The sequence below is a fragment of the Planosporangium thailandense genome (genome assembly GCF_011947195.1).
Classification (GTDB): Bacteria; Actinomycetota; Actinomycetes; order Mycobacteriales; family Micromonosporaceae; genus Planosporangium; species Planosporangium thailandense.
The window spans coordinates 99,518-117,081 of sequence record NZ_JAATVY010000019.1 but is presented as its reverse complement, the minus strand read 5'-3'; the positions used below and the strand labels follow the sequence as shown (position 1 = coordinate 117,081).

Below are 17,564 nucleotides of genomic sequence, written 5' to 3'. Positions count from 1 at the left end.
TGCGCGGCCGGGGCGTTCGCACCGGCCGCCAGCGAAGCGACTGGCGTACGGACGTCAGGCGAAGCTCCCGCCCCGCCCGCTGCCCTGGCTGAACCGTCGGGCACCCGGCCCGGCCTCGGTCTCGAGCGCGGCGCGCCCGTGTTCATACTCGACCGCAAGGGCCGGCCCGACGGCCAGCCCCTCCGTGTCGTACACCGAGGCCCGGTCGTGGCGCAGGCACACCTGTGGGAACGCGGCGATGGTCGCGGCCAGCTCCTCCGCCGCCGCGCGGGCGGTACCCGGCGGCACCACCCGGGTGGCGAGGCCGATCGACAGCGCCTCGGCGGCGTCGACGGGACGGCCGGTGAGGATGAGGTCGAGCGCCCGGCCGAGGCCGACGACGCGCGGAAGCCGTACGGTGCCGCCGTCGACCAGCGGCACGCCCCAGCGCCGGCAGAACACCCCGAACGTCGCGTCCTCCTCGACCACCCGGAGGTCGCACCAGAGCGCGAGCTCCAGGCCGCCGGCCACCGCGTACCCGCTGACCGCCGCGATCACCGGCTTGGTCAGCCGCATCCGGGTCGGACCCATCGGACCGTCACCGGTCGGCTCGAACCGGTTGGGCTCGCCCGCCGCGATCGCGTGCAGGTCGGCGCCGGCGCAGAACGTACCCCCGGCGCCCCACAGGACCGCCACCCGCGCCTGGTCGTCGGCGTCGAAGGCGCGGAACGCGTCCGCGAGCGCCGACGCGGTCGCCCGATCGACGGCGTTGCGTACGTGGGGGCGGTCCAGGATCACGGTGGTGACCGGTCCGGACCGCTCCACGCGGACGGCGCTCCCTACCCCATCGGTCGGCATGCGCCTATCAGATCACGGCCGGCCGCTCAGGCCGAGTAGCCCCGATGGGCCATCCATCTGGCGAAGTTGGCCGTCGCCATCCAGTACGTGCCGTCGCCGCCGGGGTTGGCCGGGTCGGCGACGTCAACGGTCCGCCCGTCGTCGCGGTAACCGACCACGGTCAGGAAATGGCCGTTGCCGTAGCTGTGCGCCGCGCCGGTCACGTCGACGGCCGTGCCGACGATGTTCGCGACGACGGCGTACCCGTTGCCGACGGCGCGTACGACATCGGTCTGGAACTGCGCCGCCTCGGCCGGGGTCGGTGCGTTGCCCGCGATCAGGTGGGTCTGGTACGTGGTCTCACCCAACAGGGCGTTGAGCCCTCGGGTCGTGTCCGCCGCCGAGTCGGTACCGCTGGTCGTGGTGCCCAGGACGGCCGCGACGGCGTCCTGGGTCGGGAACTTCCCGCGCGCGGTCAGGGCGATGCGGGTCGCCGCCGGCCCGCAGTACCAGCCGTTGATCTGTGCCTGGTACTGGAAGGTCAGCACCTTCGACGACGCGGGCGCGGGCGGCGGGGGTGGCACGGAGGCGGTGGGCAGTGGCGGCGCGACGGACGGCGCGGCCGGGACCTCGAGCGGCGCGGCGGGCGCGGGCGGCGCGGCGGGCGCGGGCGGCGCGGCGGGCGCGCTCCGCGCGGCGCCGGCGACGGGGGCCACCGACCTCGCCGGGGCCGGCGCTGTGGACGTCCGCGCGGCGGCGACGCTCGACCCCAGCGAGGACCCGCTGCGGTGCGGTGCGGCCAGCACCGGACCCGCTCCCCCGCCCGGGCGGCCCGGGGCACCGACGTCCGCCAGGGCGAAGCTCCAGGAGCCCGCTCGCGCGGCACCGCCGTGCCACTGCGTCACCACGACGCCCGACGCGGTGGCGACGGCCAGGACAGCGGCGGACACCACCGGAGTCCGGAAGCGCCAGGACTTCGGTGCGTGACTGAACCTGCTTCGGTTACGACGGTGCTTCACTCGAGTCTCCACATGCGCCGGCGGCGGGCCCGGCTGTTCATTCGGGTGGCGGTTTGTTCGGAGGGGGCGTTCGTTCAGGGGTGTTCGTTCAGGGGTGTTCGATCGGGAACAGCGGTCGTCCAGGGCGGGTGTTGGTTCGGGCAGCCGCCACCGACGGCCCGCGTGAACCGGCGCACGGCCCGCGTGAACCGGCGCACGGCCGGCGTGAACCGGCGCACGGCCGGCGTGAACCGGCGCACGGCCGGCGTGAACCGGCGCACGGCCGGCGGCGCGCGGGGAGCGGTGAAGTGGGAGGTGGATACGCCGGTCGCCGACGGTGGGTCACCGAGGCGCCCGTGGCACGCGGCGGCACGCCACCGAACGGCCGGTCGGCCTACCGCGGCGCCGGCTGAGCCGCCGCGTTACGTGAGCCGGCGCGGGCCGCGGCGCACGCGCCGCCGTGGTGCCCAGCCAGGATGTGGCATCTGGAACCTGTTGCCTCGCACGTGAGTGATCTCCTTCCGTACCGCCTACCGGGTTAGCTGACGGGTTCGGGCGGGAAGCTCGCCCTACCGCGGGCCGGTGGCTCGCGGATTCACCCCGGACACCTGGGTCCCCGGCTCGTACGCGCACGATTAAGCGGGCCTGTCCCGACGTCACCAACGCGGTGACCGGCAACCGGGCCAGGCACGTGGACATTAGTGGGCGATCTCCATGGCCCGTACAGCGCCTCCCCCGCCCCGGCGCCTCCGCAGGCTGGTTCGGCGAGGTGCTCGCATGCGCACGGCGCCCGGACATCTACCCCTAGTTCGCGTGTTCCGCCCTAACCTCCACTGACATGGCCGTAACCCAACATATCGGTCAACGATAGTTGCGCACCGTAACGATCTAGATACTGTTCGAAATTGACTATGTGGCATCAGGCACTTCTGATCGCCAAACACCACACCTCCGTAATTAAGCTCACCGGGTGCAACGCAACGCCCAAAATGATCAGCAAAGCAACACCGAAAATGATCAGCAGAAAGGCCGCGTGTCCCACTATCTGCGCCGTTACCGCCGAGGACGTCACATCACGAATGACGATATTCAACTATTCGTAAACGAGACTGCGACGAACATGTCGCAGGTCAGCGAGTCGAAGATCAACCAGCTCAGCGCCAGAGTCGCCAGCATCGCGGCCACCACCAGGTCGAAGATCAATCCGCTTGTCAAGGATGCGACCTCGGCCGTCACCCGGGCCACAGAATCGACGCTCGACCCATTCTTCGATAAGGCAACGGAGATCGGGCGTACCGCGAAATTGAAGATCGATCCTCTTGCCGCGCGATTGGCCCCCACTTTCCACCGCGCGATGACCTACCGGATCAGCCCGCTCGCGGGCGGCCTCGCGCTGAGCATGGCTCTCGGCGGTGTCGGGCTCGCGGCAGCGGCTCACGATCCGGCGAGCGCGACGCCGGCGAGTGACATCCACATCGCGGCGGACACCGGTCCCGCAGTGGCGGACGCGGCCGACGGCACAGCCACCACCGGGACGTCCACGAACCGCAAAGCAACCGACCGGACGACCCGGGAGCAGCAGGCCAAGGGAAACGCCGCTTCCCGTAGTCACAACCGCACCGCCCCGAAACCGGCCTCCTCGGCGGCGAAGCCGCAGCCGAAGGGCGCTGCCGACGCCAAGCCGGCCGACGCCCCGGCACCGCCGCGGTCCGATCCCGCACCGGTCGGCGGGCTGATCCAGATCGAGATGGCCAACGCCATCACCATCGTCCGCACCGGCCAGGAGATGAACCTGCCGAAACGCGCGTTCGTGGTGGCCATCGCCACCGCCCTGCAGGAAAGCCACCTGCGCAACCTGGGCAACTCCAACGTGCCGGCGTCGCTCGACCACCCCAACGAGGGCGTGGGCAGCGACTACGACTCCGTCGGGCTGTTCCAGCAGCGCCCCAACTGGGGCAGCATCGACCAGCGGATGGATGCGCACCAATCCGCCCAACTGTTCTACCAGGCCCTGCTCGCTGTCCCCGGCTGGGACCAACTCGACGTCACCGTCGCCGCCCAGCAGGTGCAGGGGTCGGCCTTCCCCGACGCGTACGCGAAGTGGCAGGGCCTCGCCGAGCAGATCGTGGACGCCATCGCCCCCTGACCCCATCTGTCGACACCCTCCACACCGAATGTTCGAACCCGGCCGGTGCGCGCCGTGGTCGACGGGAAACACCCGCCGGCCGCGGCGCGTGCCGTTGGTACGCGGCTGAGCCGTCAATCCCGGAGCCGACAACCTCAGCACCCGCCCGCGACCGGCCCGTCGGACCGGCGATCCCACAGCGGTGGTGTCCCCCGCCGACCGGTCGTCGCCGAACCGTCGGCCGAGCAGGAGATGGTCACGATGGCGCCCGGCGGGTGACCGGTGCCCGAGTCTCCTGAATGCCGGCATCGGGCCGGGCGACGCGGTCCAGCAGCTTTCGCGGTCACGACCCCGAAGAGGTCGACGCCGTTGGTCTCGGCGCGATCGAGGTCGGCGCCATCCAGATCGTTGGCCGGCGAGGCCCGGGCGGCGCGCGGTGCGGCGGTGAGCAGGCTCATGGGCAACGGCAACGCTGCCGCGCCGAAGCAACTCCGGGCACGAATCATGCGCTCTCTCCTAGCCGAGTCGTTCGCATCCCGCCGGCCGCTCGGCTGGTGCGACCGGCGCACCGCCGGCGAGGGCCCACCTGCCGGTGCGAGGACGACACCGACGAGCGAAGCGGGATGCGGGACGCCCGCCGGTCATCCGTACGCGTGCGAGATGCCGACGGAAGCGTCCGATCTGGACCTGCGTGAGACCCGGAACCGCCCACGCCAGCGCCAGACTAAGGCGGCCGGGTACCCGTCGCACGCCGAGGCGCACGAAGTGTGCGGGCGCCGAATGTCGTGCGCTCATTGCCCACTGCCCGACCCGTGGCCGACCAACCGTCGCATGAGGACGTTGGACTTACGGTTACCGGCTACACGCTGCCGAGCACCCGGGTCACCGCGATCTCGATGACCACCCGCCGGGGGTTGGGACGCGGCGTACGGTACCGCTCGGCGTAGCGGCGCTCCGCATCCGCGACCGCATCCGGATCCCCGTTGAGAAACGCGCGGCCCTCCAGCGTCGCCCAGCGACGCCCGTCCACCTGGCACACCGCGACCGGCGCGCCGGCGGGCCCGGCCGCGGCGACGTTCCGCGCTTTCCGGGAGCTGACCGAGGTGATCACCCGAGCCGTGCCCGTCTCGGCGTCGAGGGTCACGCCGACGGGCACGACGTGCGGGGATCCGTCCGCCCGCAGGGTCGTGAGCGTGCACAAGTGGCGTTCCCGCCAGAACTGCCGTACCCGCTCGTCGCGCAGGTCGAGGTGGTGGTCCATCTCCGTATCCTCGCCGACCGCGACCGGGATCCGCGCCGTGCACGGCCCGGACTGCCGACCGCCGGCGCACGGCGCGGACTCTCCCACCGACGGGCTACCCCACCGGCAGCCCCGCCACAGCGTCGGCGTTGTCGGCGGTACCGATCTCGATGGTCCCGATGGCAGCGGTCCCGGCGGCAGCGGTCCCGGCGGCAGCGGTCCCGGCGGCGGTGTCGGTGCCACGGGTGTCGGTGGACGCCGCGTCGACCGGACCCGCGGCGGTGCGGCCCGACCCGATGAACCGCCAACCGACCAGCCCGCCGAGCACCGCGACCGACGCGCCGACCAGCAGACTGTGGTGCATCGCGGCATCGAAGGCGGCGCGCGCCGCCACGACCAGGCCGGGGCCGCCCGGACCACCGGGCGCGACGGCAAGGGCCTCCCCCAGCGAGCGGCGCGCCGCATCAGGTACGGCCCGTGGCAGGTGTGAACGGTACGTGGCGGCGAGGACCGAGCCGAGGACGGCGACGCCGAACGCCGCGCCGAGCTCCTGCACGGTGTCGTTGAGCGCCGACGCGACCCCGGCGTGCTCCCTCGGCAGTGAGCCCATGAGGGCGCCGCTCGCGGGAGCCATGGCGGTACCGATGCCCGCTCCCAGCAGGACGCCGCCGCCGAGGACGGGCCACCAGGACTCGTGCCCGGCGAGCAGGCCGATGACCGACAGCCCGGCCGCGACCGTGAACAGGCCCGCCGCGACCGTGCGCCCGTCACCGAGCTTGCGGGTCACCTGCGCCGACACCGGCGCGGTCAGGCCGACGGCCAGCGCCACCGGCACGGTCCGTAGCCCGGCGGCAAGTGCTGAGTAGCCGAGCACCAACTGCATGTACTGGGTGAGCATGAACGTCGAGCCGGCCAGGGCGAACATCAGCAGCGCGCCAACCGTGCTGGCGCCGGCGAAGCGCCGGTCGCGCAGCAGCGCCAGGTTGAGCATCGGGGCCGGCGCCCGCCGCTCCCATGCCGCGAACGCGACCAGGGCGGCCACCGCGACGGCACCCGCGGCCAGCACCCGGCCGCTCGTCCAGCCGTGCTCGGGTGCGCCGATCACGCCCCACACGAGCGCGATCATGCCGACCGTGGCGAGCAGTGCCCCCGGTACATCGGGGCGGGCGGCGTGCGGGTTGCGCGACTCCGGTACGAGTACCATCGCCGCCACCGTGGCGACGGCGACCACCGGCACGTTGACGAGGAAGACCGAGCCCCACCAGAAGTGCGTCACGAGCAGCCCGCCCAGTACCGGGCCGGCCGCGACGCCGAGCGCGGACACCGCTCCCCACAGCCCGATGGCTTTGGGGCGTTCATCGGCGTCGAAGATCTGCACGAGGATCGACAGCGTGCCGGGCATCAGGAAGGCGCCGCCGACACCCATGACGCCCCGCAGCAGGATGAGCTGACCGGACGTGCCGGCGAGCGCCGCCGCCCCCGACCCGGCGCCGAACAGCACCAGGCCCACCAGCAGGCCCCTCTTGCGGCCGTACCGGTCGGACAGCGAACCGGCGGTCAGCAGCAGGCCGGCGAAGACCAGGGAGTAGGCGTCCACGACCCACTGGGTCTGTCCACTGGACAGGCCGAGGTCGTGGACGAGACTGGGGATGGCGACATTGAGGACGGTGTTGTCGAGGGTGACGACGAACAGGCTCAACGACAGGACCGCGTGGATCCACCACCGCCGCGGGTGACGGGTCGGCTGCGGATCGGGGCTGCGCATGTCTGGGTGCGTCCTTTCAGGCTGGGCGGGGGGCGGCGGGCTGGGCGGGACGGCGGGCTGGGCGGGCTGGGCGGGACGAGCGGGGGTCGGTCGGACGCGGCCGTCGTCACGACCGGCCAGCGAAGACGGCGGTCGCCTCTCGGGGTACGGCGGTCGCCTGGCCGCCGAGGGAGTGTCGGCGGCGTACGTGGCCGGCCACGGCCGCGGTCAGCGCGGTCCGTGTGAGCACCATGGCCAACGCCATCAGGACGCACGCTGCCGTCCAGGCATCAGCGCCGGTGATGTGGTGGCGCATGGAGAACTCGCCGACGGCGCGGGCGCCGGAGTGGGTGGCCCATTCGGCGAAGGCGACCCGGCCGCCGATGACGGCGACCCAGACGGCTGCGAAGGCGGCCCCGGCGCGCAGGGTCAGCCGTCCACGCCGGAGCGACATGCGGGTGAACGCGGTCGCCAGGGCGCCGGCCGCGACACCGGCGCCGACACCCGCGAGTTCGAGGGTGACGTCGTCGCCGGCGGTCGGCACGCCGCGCAGGAACGCGACCGCGGCAACGCCGACGATCAGCAGCGGGACGGCGAACGTCGACCGGGTGACGGGACGTGCGCCGATGTTGCGGAGCAGTACCCAGGCGAGGAGCCCGACGTTGAGGATCCACTGCGTGAGAGACATCGTGAAACCTTTCGTGAGGTGACACGATCACTCTCGCCGGGCGGCGGTCCGGCCGCGTCGGCCGTGACGACCGCCCGGGCTGCGAGCTGCGGCCGAGCCGCTCCTCGGCCGGATGACGTAGCCATTCCGGCCGGATGCCGTCGATATCGGACGGAGCCGGTCGGGGCGCCATACCTGTCCGGGAGCCGTGCCTGCACGGCTGGCGAACGGCAGAAAATGTCAGAGGCGCGGTACACGATCTGGCGATGGTGACCTTGTCGCGCCTGCGAGCCGTCATGCGAAACGCCTGGGGGCCGGATACCTGTGATCCCGTGGATCTGATGGATTGGCGACCGGAGAACCCGGCGCGCGGTCAGTGCGGCGTCACCGCCCTGGTCGTCCACGACCTACTCGGCGGGGACCTGATCCTCGGCGAGGTTTACGAGCACGGCACGCGGCGCGGGTGCCACTACTGGAACCGTCTGCCCGACGGTACCGAGGTCGACCTCACCCGGGACCAGTTCCGCCCCGACGAGGTCGTCACCGCGGGTTCCGTCGTGGCCCAACCGTTTGGCTCGCCGCGACGTTGTCGTGGGCAGTACGAACTCCTTCGGCACCGGGTGCTCGCCCAGCTGCACGACGTCGGCGAGAGCGATCCGCACGCGCCGGCACCGGCCGGACCGCCGGTGAAGATCGCGTCGGTACTCCTTGTCGATCCCGCGGAGGCCGTCCTGCTACAGCTACGTGACGGGGATGCCCGGGCCGAGCCCGGCCAGTGGAGTCTGCCCGGCGGACATGTCGAGGACGGCGAGGATCCCGAACAGGCTGCCCGGCGCGAACTGGCCGAGGAGACCCGGTTGATCCCGGACGGGGAGCTACGACTCTTCTGCCAGCTGATCCTCCCAGATCTCGCCGGCGGTGGGTCACGGGTGGAGGTGCGCGTCTACGCCGGACGGTGCGGTTTCACATCCTCGGACAGCACCGTCGTCGCGGAGGGCCGGGCTGCGTCCTTCATACCTTTCAAAGACGTCACCACCGTCGACCTGAGTCCGACGGCCGCCGCTGTGCTGTCCCGCCTTCGCGCCCGCCCTCCGGAGTCCGGCGACGACCGCACGACCTAGCCGACCGCACGATCTAACTGGGTGTGTCCCATTTCCCAGCGTGGTCGCGACCGGCTCCCCGGTTCAGCGAGCGACGGGCAGGTCAGTGGCGCTGTATTCGGTCCATGAGCCGGCGTAGAGCTGTCCGGGCGGCAGCCCGGCGTGCTCGAACGCGAGGAGCAGATGGCAGGCGCCGGCGCCATTGCCGCAGTAGCAGACGAGTGTGTCGGAGCCTTCGCGCTGCGCGGTGTCGACGAGATCGCGCAGGCGGTCCGCGGGAAGCAGGCGGCCGTCGGCGTCGAGGGTGTCACGCCAGAACACGTTCACCGCTCCTGGGATGTGGCCGCCCCTGGTGTCGCCCGGTTCGTCAAGGCCGAGGTAGCGGCTCGCGGGGCGCGCGTCCACGAGGCGAACGTCCGGGGACACGGCGGTGGCGAGGTCGGCGACGCGGTTCGCCGGCCACAGCCGCGCCTCGATCGCGCGCGCGACGGGTGTGACATCACCGGTGTCGAGTGTCCCCGCGTATCCAGCGAGGCCGCCCGCAAGGACGGCTGCCGGCTGCCCGAGGGCGCGGAGCATCCACACCAGCCGGGCCGCAGCGACGCCTCCGAGGTCGTCGTAGGCCACCACCGGGGTGTCTGTCGCGATCCCGAGCCGGCCGAGCATCGCTGCCAGATCCTCGGGAGCTGGCAGCCCCGCGGGGTGACCGCCGATACGTGCAAACAGGTCGGCCTCGAAGTCGCAGAAAACGGCTCCGGGCAGATGCCCCGCACGGTACGCGTCGCGCCCCGGGCGGCCCTCGGCACCCCATCTCACGTCGACGAGGACCGTCCCGGGGCCGAGGTCGCCGATCGTGTCTACGAACGGCGGCCATCCCGCACTCGGGTTCGTCGGGCCATCAGCTCGCGGGGCTTTCGGCTGGTGTCCCTCGTTGGCTTTCATGTCCACCACGATACACAAGGGTGTCCGCAGTCTGAGACGCCAATCTCGGACTGTAGGACGCCACCTGTCGAGACGACGCACTCGCCTTCGGCATGGTTGATCGCGTTGGTCCCGCGATGAATGTGCAAGGAGCGGCTGACGTGCACGTGGCGAGAGGGACCGGGCGGCGGCGTGCACGGCCGGCTGACAGGTGACGCAGGATGGTCGCGATGCAGCGCGCTGAACACATGTCCCAGCAGCGCCCACTGCTCGTCGGTCAGGTCACCGGCATACGACCTGCCGCGGACGGTGCCGCAGGCTCTAGCCACGGCAGTCGCAGCCGAATAGGACACACCGATGAGGAGCCCGCTACGGCACCCGTCAGGCCGTCGGAGCGACGACGGTCACCCGCGTCCCCTTCGACGGGGCCGCGTCGATCCGCAGCGTCCCGCCGATCGCCGCCGCCCGGTCACGCATCGTCTGCAGCCCGAGATGCCCGGGGCGCGCCACGGTGGGGTCGAACCCGATGCCGTCGTCGTCGACGACCACGCTCACCGTCGAGTCCCCGGCGGTGATGGTGACCCGCAGACGCGACGCTCCGGCGTGCTTGAGCGCGTTGTGCAGGGCTTCGAGCGCCAGCCGGTACAGGTGCTCCTCGACCGCGGGCGCGAGCGCAACCCGTTCGGTGGGCGCCACCACCTCGACCGGAAGCTGCTCGCGCGCCGCCATCGCGGCCGCCTGCTTGCCCAGCGCCGCCGCGAAGCCCTCCTCCGCGAGCGCGCCCGGACGCAGCTCGAAGATCAGCGCCCGCATCTCGGCCAGCGCGCCCGCGGTCAGTTCGCGCAGCTTCGCGACTTCGGCGGCCGCGGGCGCGTCGGGGGCGAGCCCCGCCGCGGCGAAGTGCCGCTCGGCGGCGCGGGCGTGCAGCGTCATCGAAAACAGCGCCTGGCTGACCGAGTCGTGTAGCTCGCGCGACAGCCGCTGCCGCTCCATCAGCGTCGCGTTCTGCGCGGCGGTCCCGAACAGGGAGGCGTTCTGCACCGCGACCGCCGCCTGGTCGGCGAGCGCGGTCAGGTACGCCTCGTCGTCTTCGGCCAGCCGGTAGCCGTCGGGCAGGAACACGTACAGCTCGCCGAAGCCACGGCCCTGTGAGGTCAGCGGGACGACGACGAGGTCGTCCCAGCCGCCGTCCCGCCAGTACCCGTGCAGCACGGCGAACCGCTCGTCGGCCAGCGCGCCGCCGCGGAACCCGCGGTGCACCTCCAGCCGGGGCAGTGCGGCGGCGTCGGTGACGGCGGGCCGGACCTGCTGCCACATCGCCACCAGGGCGGCCGGGTACCCGTCGCCGGCCGCTGCGTCGACATAGGCGACCGGCCCGTCGGCATTCGCGTCAGCCCAGGCCAGCACCGCGCAGCCGACCGCGGCGGTCGTACGCTTCACCGCCGCCGCCACCTCGCGCAGCGTCACCTCCAACGGCTGGTCGACCGTCATGCCGGCCGCGATCCGGGTGAAGGCGCTGATGCGGTCTTCGAGCCGGCGGAACGCGAGCACGCGGTCGGTCGCGTCGGTGATGATGTCGACGACGCCGACGACCTTCCCGTCGGCGAACAGCGGCGCGAACACGACGTCCCAGTACGTTTCGAGATCGTCCACAACGATCCGCTGCGCAGCCTGCCGCAGCACCTGACCGGCGAGCGCCACCTCGAACAGCCGCACCAGGTCGTCCTCGTTGCCCGGCATCAGCTCGAACGCGTGTCGGCCCGGCGCGGTGTACTCGGCCGGCACACCCATGTAGTGCGCGTAGAACGCCGTCCACGTCTTGTTGCACCGCTGCAGCCGCATGTCGGTGCCGAATACCGCGACCCCCATCGGAACCCGGTCGAAGAACAGCGCCAGCAACTGGGCGTCGAGGCTCGCGTCGCTGACCGGGACCGGCTCGATGACCGGTTCGGACGGCATCGACGTGCTGTGCACCGACGCCCGCACCGCGGCCATCGGCCCCCACGCCGGCGGCGGGGCCGTTCGGTCATCGGTCGTCACGCCGGCTCCCGCCCCGCCACCAGGCCTTCCTTGACGGCCCACATGGCGGCCTGGGTACGGCTGGCGAGCCCGAGCTTGCCGAGGATGTTGGACACGTGCGTGCGGGCGGTGCGCTCGGCGACCCCGAGGTGCTTGGCGATCTGGCGATTGGTGCCGCCCTCCGCGATCAGCACGAGCACCTCGCGCTCGCGGGGAGTCAGCGAGTCGGCGGCCGACCTCGGCGCCCGCAGCGCGGCGGTCAGCGCCTTCGCCGCCGCCGGGTCGAGGTGGACCTCGCCCGCGACGGCGTCGCGGACGGCATCGGCGACCTCTCCCGCGTCGGCGTCCTTGAGCAGGTAGCCGGCCGCGCCGGCCGCCAGCGCCCCGCGGATCTTCGTCTCCTCCACGAACGAGGTGACGGCGACGACCTCGACGTCCGGCCACCGTTGTTTGATCGCCGCGGTCGTCTCGATGCCGTCCATCCCGGGCATCTGAAGGTCCATCAGCACCACGTCCGGAAGCCGGCCGTGGTTGGCGAGCACGGCGATCTCGTCGAGGGCCTGCCGGCCGTTGCCGGCCTCACCGACGACCGTCATGCCGGGCTCGGTGGCCAGATAGGAGACGAGCCCGGTACGCACCACCCGGTGGTCGTCGACGAGAAAGACCCGGATCTCACTGTCGTCGCTCACGCCTCACCGTCTCCTCTCCGGACCGTCTCTTCTCCAGTCCGGGACTGCCCACCCTAGCGGGTCGGTTTGCTCCGGGTCACGGACGGTATGCCGAGGTCAGCGGCGTGTCGGAGACGGCGTCAGCGGAAATCGGCCGCGTGGTCGCCGACCCACCGGGTGTACGAGGCGGCCGGTCGACCGGTGACCTCCTCGACCGTCGGCAGCACCGGCGCGCCCGCGCCGACGGCGGAAGCCAGGATCGACAGCACGGCGTCGACGATCGCCGGTGGCGTGTGGGTGGCCATCTGTCGCCGTGCCTCGTCGGGCGGCTGCTCCTCGTACCGGAGGTCGCGGCCGATCGACGCGCCGATGAGCCGTACCCGTTCGACGGCCGTCAACGACTCGGGGCCGGTCAGCTCGTACGCCCTGCCGGCGTGCCCGTCGTCGAGCAGCGCCCGCACCGCGACCGCCGCGATGTCGCGCTCGTGGATCGGCGCGGTGGCCGCCCGGCCGTACGGCGCCCGGACCACACCGTCGGCGCGGATCGCGGGCGCCCACGCCAGGTCGTTGGCCATGAAGGCGCCGGGCCGCACGAAGGTCCAGGCCAGGCCGGACTCCTCCACCGCGCGCTCGTACTCGGCGTGCGCCCGCCCGATCACGTCACGCGGGTCGAACGTCACCGCCTGCGACGACAGCAGGACGATCCGGCGCAACCCGGCTTTGCGGGCGGCGGCGAGGAACCCGCCGACCTGCCCGGGAACCGGAAACAGGTAGGCACGGTCGACCCCGTCCAGTACGGCCGGCAGGGTGTCCGGATCGCGCAGGTCGGCGCGGCGCACGTCGACCTCTGCCGGCAGTCCGGCACGCGCCGGGTCACGACTTGTGGCGCGCACCCGCTCGCCCGCTTCCAGCAGTTGGTCGACCACCTGACGGCCGACGTTCCCGGTCGCTCCGGTCACCAGGATCATTGGCGTGCCCCCGTCGCGGTCACCGCGCACCGAGCTCCCCGTCGACACTCTCCGTCGGAGCTCCCGGTCGATCGTAAGCGGCCCGGGTCAGCGCTGCCGCCCGTACACGGCGCCGGACGGTCGATCATTCGGCCACGGCCAATCATTCGTTCACGGTCAATGAATATTCCGCCGAGGGTGTTCCGCCCGTTCACATCGACAACAGAGAATCTATTAAGACTGTTTCGTGATATGGCCCGCACCCGGGCCAGCCCTCGGCACCGGAGGTCTCCGTGACCGCTCACACCACCCCCGCCGCCCACCCGCAGCGGCTGACGCCGGCCCGCCGGCTCCGCTTCATGGCAACGCTCGCCCGGTCGGTCGCCCTGACGATCGTCCTGGTAGGCGCCGCGCTGCTGGGCCCGGCCGTCGCGGCGCCCCCGACCGCCGCGCGAGCCTTCGCCGCCGCGCACAGCTCGTGCACGATCACGGGCTGCGCCGACGCCCGGACCGCCCGCAGCGGCTGGCAGAGCCTCGGCTTCCCCACCTCGCGCGGCTGGTACCACTGGAGCGACGGTGAGTACAACTTCGCCGGCGGGCAGTACAACAACTACGAGGGCCAACTGCCGTCAGGCGCGACCTACTACGAGTACGACGTCTACCCCAGGCCCTACGGAGCACACCGCGACGCGTACCGGATCGTCGTCAACCGGTCGACCGGGACGACCTGGTACTCGCCCGACCACTACGCCGACTTCTACAAGCTGTGACGCCATCTTCATTCGCACCCTGGCTGCGCCTGTCGACCGGCGCACCGCCGGACCGGGCCGTCCACGCTGGCACCGCTCACGCTGGCGCCGTCCACGTACAGGGGCGGGCATGTCGCAGTCGAGCGGGCCTGTTCTCGGAGTGGGCGGCGCGGCTGTCACTGCCGGAGTACTTCGGCCGCAACTGGGACGCCCTCGCCGACAGCCTGGCCGATCTCGTCGCAGAGGCGCCCCTGACGGTCGTGGTCGACGACGCCGTCCACCTGCTGGCCGACGAGCCGCAGGCGCAGTTACGCACGCTACTGGCCGTCCTGCGCGGAGTAGCCACCCGCGAGCCGGACCGGTTGGTCGTGCTCCTGCGCTGTGCGCCGGCCGACGAACCCGCACTCCGGCAGCGCATCACCTCGGCGGCCCCGCCGCCGTAGTCGATCGACAAGCCGACCGACGAGCTGATCGACGAGGCGATCGACGAGCTAGCGGTCGAGCATCCCGTACTGAACGGTCCACCCCAGCCGCAGGATCTCTTCGCCGTAGAACTCCAGTCGGACGATCGTGTCGAAGCGGTCACGGATCTGCCGCTCGCCGGCGCGGTGGACCCCGCAGGCCACCCAGACCGGAATCTGCGAGGCGGGGTTGGCGATGACGACGTGCTTTCCGCACCGGTGGTTCTTCGGTGGCTTCATGGCTCCAACGCGGGGGACAGGGGCGGCCGGGCGGGCCCGGTGGTTCTGGTGTGACTTGACCCTAACCGGCACATTCCGCACACGCAGCGTGTTGATCTCGTGACCAACAGCATTGGTGATGCCGGTCATACCGGTTGCTGCACCCGTATGAGCGAAAGGAACCTTCTGTGCTTACTGCGCCGGATGCGTGATGTGACGCCATCTGCGTGCGACCCCTCCTGCGCCACCCCGGCGACCCGTTTGCGGTGCGCAGGGGTCGACAGGGAGCGCCATCATGGAGGCGGTGAGCCAGCGTCCCTTCGCCGATAAGCCGACCCGCCCACCGACCACGGCGGATCGCGGGCAGGTCGCGCCACCTGAGCGCCCCGCTGCCCCGAGCAGGACACGAGGGCTCCCCGCCCGGCTCATGCGCCGTGCCGCAGCGCGTGTGCTCCCGGCCCGGCGTGGCGCGGCCGCACCCGGTCGGACGACCGATCCGGCGACCGTTCCCGCGGCCGTTCCGGCCCGCAGGATCACGGTGCCGGCGGTCACGGCACTGATGATCGGGCTGTCGGTGATCACGGTGGCGGCGATCCTGACCGTACGGGCGGCGCGCGCCGGTCGGTTCGACGGCATCCCGCTGCTGGGACCGGCCCTCGCCCCCACACTCGAAGTGCTGGCGGCGCTCGCGCTGATCGGCTCCTGGGTTTCCAGACGGGGGGCTTCCAGGCCACGGCGCTGGCTGACCGTCCGACTGCCGGTCGTCATGCTGGCCGCTGCCGTGCTGACCGGAGCCGCCGCCGCCATCCTGCGGCTGACGGGCACGGTCGTGGAGCCGTACCCCCCTTCCTTCGCCCTGTGGGTCTTCCTCGCTCTGGCCGCGCTGATCGGACTCCCGGCCATCGCGACGGCGCCGGGAGCGCTGCGCCGGGCCGCGGCCGCCGCAGCGGTGCCGCTGACGCTCAGCGGCGCGCTGTTACTGATCAACAACGAGTACGGGGTCTGGCCGACCGTCGGCGATCTGCTCGGACACACGCGGCTGATCGACGGTCGGTTCCTCGAGGGCCACATCCGTGGCGGCAGGGCACCCTTCCGGGGAGCGCTGGGCGATTCCCGACCGCTTCCGCCCCGCGGTTTCCTCGCCCGGAACAAGGGGATGCTCGTCGCGCTGGACCCGCCGGCCACGAGGTCGCACTTCGCCCACCGGCCCGGCAGCGTCTACCTGCCGCCGGCGTACTTCACGTCGGCGCGTACCAAGCTGCCGGTGATCGTCATGTTGTCCGGGGCGCCCGGTAGCCCGATGCAGTGGCCGACCTCCGGACGGGCCATGGCGACGGCTGACGCGTACGCCGCCACCCACCACGGCCGGGCACCGATCCTGCTCTTCGTCGACCAGAACGGCTCGGCCACCGGCGACACCGAGTGTGTGGACGGCCCGCGGGGCAAGGCCGAAACCTACCTGACCACCGACGTCCCGGCGTTCGTGACCAGGACCCTGCGCGTGCCGCAGTTCCCCGGCCGGTGGGGGATCGCCGGGTTCTCGGCCGGCGGCACCTGCGCGCTCGACCTGGCGCTCGGACACCCGGACGTCTTCCGGCATTTCGTCGATCTCGCCGGCGACCAATGGCCTAATCTGGGCAACCGGGAACACACCCGGTTGGCGCTGTTCGGCGGGTCGAAGGCGGCGATGGAGGACCACGACCCGGTACGGCTGCTACGTAGCCGCCACTACGCGGGAATGACGGGCTGGTTCGCCGCCGGCATCAACGACCCCGACAAGCTGGCGGTGGCGCGTAAGCTCGCGGCGGCGGCGGCGAAAGGAGGCCTGAAGGTGCATCAGTTCACCGGGATCGGCGGTCACAACTGGCAGTTCGCCAGCGACGCGTTCGCCAGGGTCCTGCCGGGGTTGAGCGCCGACGCCGGGCTGCGCTGAGCCGCCACGGGCCGCGCGTGTGACGTTCACCGATGCGACGTACACCGATGCGACGTACACCGGCACGCCGCCTCCTCCCCCATCTCGCGCGGACGGCCCGCAGGCTGAGCCCCGCGGTGGCGCTCTGCCTCGTCGCCACGGTCGCCGGGGCGCTGCTGCACGGGACCGGCCGGGCGCGACCCGCAGGCGTCTGCTCCCGCGGCTGGGACCGGATCGCCTCCGTACCCGACGCGAGCGCCCCCGACGGTGAGCGGCGGGTGTGGATCCACCATCCGGCGGGCACCGATCGCGCCGACCTGCCGGTGCTGTACCTGCTGCACGGGTACCCGGGTGACCCGGAGGCCACGCTCAACGACCAGGTCGGCGCACTCGACGCGGCCATGTGCCGCACAGGCGTGCCGTTCGTCGTCGCCGCCCCCGACGGACGGGCCGGTACCTGGGACACCGAGTGGGGCGACGACGCGAGCGGCCGCTTCGCGCTCGAGTCCTTCCTCACCGGGCCGGTCATCCAGCAGACCGAGGGCAATCACCGGCGCAGCGCCCGACTGCGCGCGATCGCCGGTTTCTCCATGGGCGGGTACGGGGCGGCCGTCCTGGCACTGCGCCACCCGGACCTGTACAGCCAGGTCGCCTCGTTTGGCGGTTACTTCCACGCCGACGACCCCGACGGGGTCTTCGGCGCCGACAGCCCCGCGCACGCCCCCGATCGGCTCGTCTCCGACGTCACCTCCCGCCAACTGCGGTTCTTCCTGGTCGAAGGAGCCGATGAGGACACTCCGCTGACGGTGGGATCCATCCACGGCGAAGCCGACCGGTTCGCCGCGATCCTCACGCGACACTCGGTCAACGTGACGGTGGTCCACCCGCCCGGTGGGCACGGCCCCGATGGCTGGTACCCGGCCGTCTCCGATTGTGTGGCGTTCCTCAACGCGGGCTGGAGACGCGGGCAGTAGTCTC

17 protein-coding genes and 1 riboswitch are annotated in these 17,564 nt (G+C 72.1%); of the genes, 6 read left to right on the top strand and 11 right to left on the bottom strand.

Translation table 11 applies throughout. From position 1 onward, the window contains the following. Positions 1-54 precede the first annotated feature (54 nt). Both HC031_RS23080 and HC031_RS34510 read right to left on the bottom strand, forming a co-directional pair. Complete coding sequence (locus tag HC031_RS23080; protein ID WP_167927473.1) at positions 55-837, bottom strand: crotonase/enoyl-CoA hydratase family protein; 783 nt, start codon at positions 835-837, stop codon at positions 55-57. 26 nt (positions 838-863) lie between these two features. Next, positions 864-1,766, bottom strand: a complete 903-nt coding sequence (locus HC031_RS34510) for a C39 family peptidase (protein WP_167927472.1) — start codon at positions 1,764-1,766, stop codon at positions 864-866. Between the two features lie 561 nt (positions 1,767-2,327). Beyond that, positions 2,328-2,466: riboswitch (cyclic di-AMP (ydaO/yuaA leader) on the bottom strand. Between the two features lie 318 nt (positions 2,467-2,784). Here HC031_RS34510 and HC031_RS23070 point away from each other — a divergent pair. Further along, positions 2,785-3,960, top strand: a complete 1,176-nt coding sequence (locus HC031_RS23070; protein ID WP_167927471.1) for a hypothetical protein — start codon at positions 2,785-2,787, stop codon at positions 3,958-3,960. Between the two features lie 134 nt (positions 3,961-4,094). On the opposite strand, the gene HC031_RS23065 is transcribed toward HC031_RS23070, so the two are convergent. The 4 genes from HC031_RS23065 to HC031_RS23050 all read right to left on the bottom strand — a co-directional run bounded on the left by HC031_RS23065 (position 4,095) and on the right by HC031_RS23050 (position 7,611). Next, positions 4,095-4,445, bottom strand: coding sequence for a hypothetical protein (locus tag HC031_RS23065; RefSeq protein ID WP_167927470.1), 351 nt, complete (start codon positions 4,443-4,445; stop codon positions 4,095-4,097). Positions 4,446-4,798: 353 nt separating this feature from the next. Then, entirely contained in the window at positions 4,799-5,200 is a 402-nt protein-coding gene (locus HC031_RS23060; RefSeq protein WP_167927469.1) for a TIGR03618 family F420-dependent PPOX class oxidoreductase, read from the bottom strand. A 94-nt stretch (positions 5,201-5,294) separates the two neighbouring features. Next, on the bottom strand, positions 5,295-6,944 hold the full coding sequence (locus HC031_RS23055) for an MFS transporter (RefSeq protein WP_205863107.1): 1,650 nt from the start codon (positions 6,942-6,944) through the stop codon (positions 5,295-5,297). Positions 6,945-7,050: 106 nt separating this feature from the next. Continuing rightward, complete coding sequence (locus HC031_RS23050; RefSeq protein ID WP_205863106.1) at positions 7,051-7,611, bottom strand: hypothetical protein; 561 nt, start codon at positions 7,609-7,611, stop codon at positions 7,051-7,053. Positions 7,612-7,856: 245 nt separating this feature from the next. Between HC031_RS23050 and HC031_RS23045 the strand changes: the two genes are divergently transcribed. Further along, a complete protein-coding gene (locus tag HC031_RS23045; RefSeq protein WP_167927468.1) occupies positions 7,857-8,711 on the top strand; it encodes a YunG family protein in 855 nt (284 codons plus the stop codon). Positions 8,712-8,774: 63 nt separating this feature from the next. On the opposite strand, the gene HC031_RS23040 is transcribed toward HC031_RS23045, so the two are convergent. The 4 genes from HC031_RS23040 to HC031_RS23025 all read right to left on the bottom strand — a co-directional run bounded on the left by HC031_RS23040 (position 8,775) and on the right by HC031_RS23025 (position 13,296). Beyond that, complete coding sequence (locus HC031_RS23040) at positions 8,775-9,632, bottom strand: sulfurtransferase (RefSeq protein ID WP_167927467.1); 858 nt, start codon at positions 9,630-9,632, stop codon at positions 8,775-8,777. Positions 9,633-9,992: 360 nt separating this feature from the next. Then, entirely contained in the window at positions 9,993-11,651 is a 1,659-nt protein-coding gene (locus HC031_RS23035) for a histidine kinase (protein ID WP_167927466.1), read from the bottom strand. Next, entirely contained in the window at positions 11,648-12,319 is a 672-nt protein-coding gene (locus tag HC031_RS34505; protein WP_167927465.1) for a response regulator, read from the bottom strand. The genes HC031_RS23035 and HC031_RS34505 overlap by 4 nt, the downstream gene beginning before the upstream one ends. Positions 12,320-12,438: 119 nt before the next feature. Next, entirely contained in the window at positions 12,439-13,296 is an 858-nt protein-coding gene (locus HC031_RS23025) for an NAD(P)H-binding protein (RefSeq protein WP_338090787.1), read from the bottom strand. Positions 13,297-13,577: 281 nt separating this feature from the next. On the opposite strand from HC031_RS23025, the gene HC031_RS23020 reads away from it, so the two are divergent. Then, positions 13,578-14,015 (top strand): ribonuclease domain-containing protein, encoded by a 438-nt coding sequence (locus tag HC031_RS23020; RefSeq protein WP_420813667.1) that lies wholly within the window; start codon positions 13,578-13,580, stop codon positions 14,013-14,015. Beyond that, positions 14,012-14,437, top strand: coding sequence for a barstar family protein (locus tag HC031_RS33365; protein WP_167927464.1), 426 nt, complete (start codon positions 14,012-14,014; stop codon positions 14,435-14,437). The genes HC031_RS23020 and HC031_RS33365 overlap by 4 nt, the downstream gene beginning before the upstream one ends. A gap of 48 nt (positions 14,438-14,485) precedes the next feature. Here HC031_RS33365 and HC031_RS23010 read toward each other — a convergent pair whose 3' ends face one another. Then, positions 14,486-14,695 (bottom strand): hypothetical protein, encoded by a 210-nt coding sequence (locus tag HC031_RS23010; RefSeq protein ID WP_167927463.1) that lies wholly within the window; start codon positions 14,693-14,695, stop codon positions 14,486-14,488. A gap of 517 nt (positions 14,696-15,212) precedes the next feature. Between HC031_RS23010 and HC031_RS34500 the strand changes: the two genes are divergently transcribed. Both HC031_RS34500 and HC031_RS23000 read left to right on the top strand, forming a co-directional pair. Beyond that, positions 15,213-16,607, top strand: coding sequence for an alpha/beta hydrolase-fold protein (locus HC031_RS34500; protein WP_167927462.1), 1,395 nt, complete (start codon positions 15,213-15,215; stop codon positions 16,605-16,607). Positions 16,608-16,654: 47 nt separating this feature from the next. After that, the gene (locus HC031_RS23000; RefSeq protein ID WP_205863105.1) at positions 16,655-17,560 is read left to right on the top strand and encodes an alpha/beta hydrolase; all 906 of its coding nucleotides are present in this window, start codon (positions 16,655-16,657) and stop codon (positions 17,558-17,560) included. Positions 17,561-17,564 lie beyond the last annotated feature (4 nt).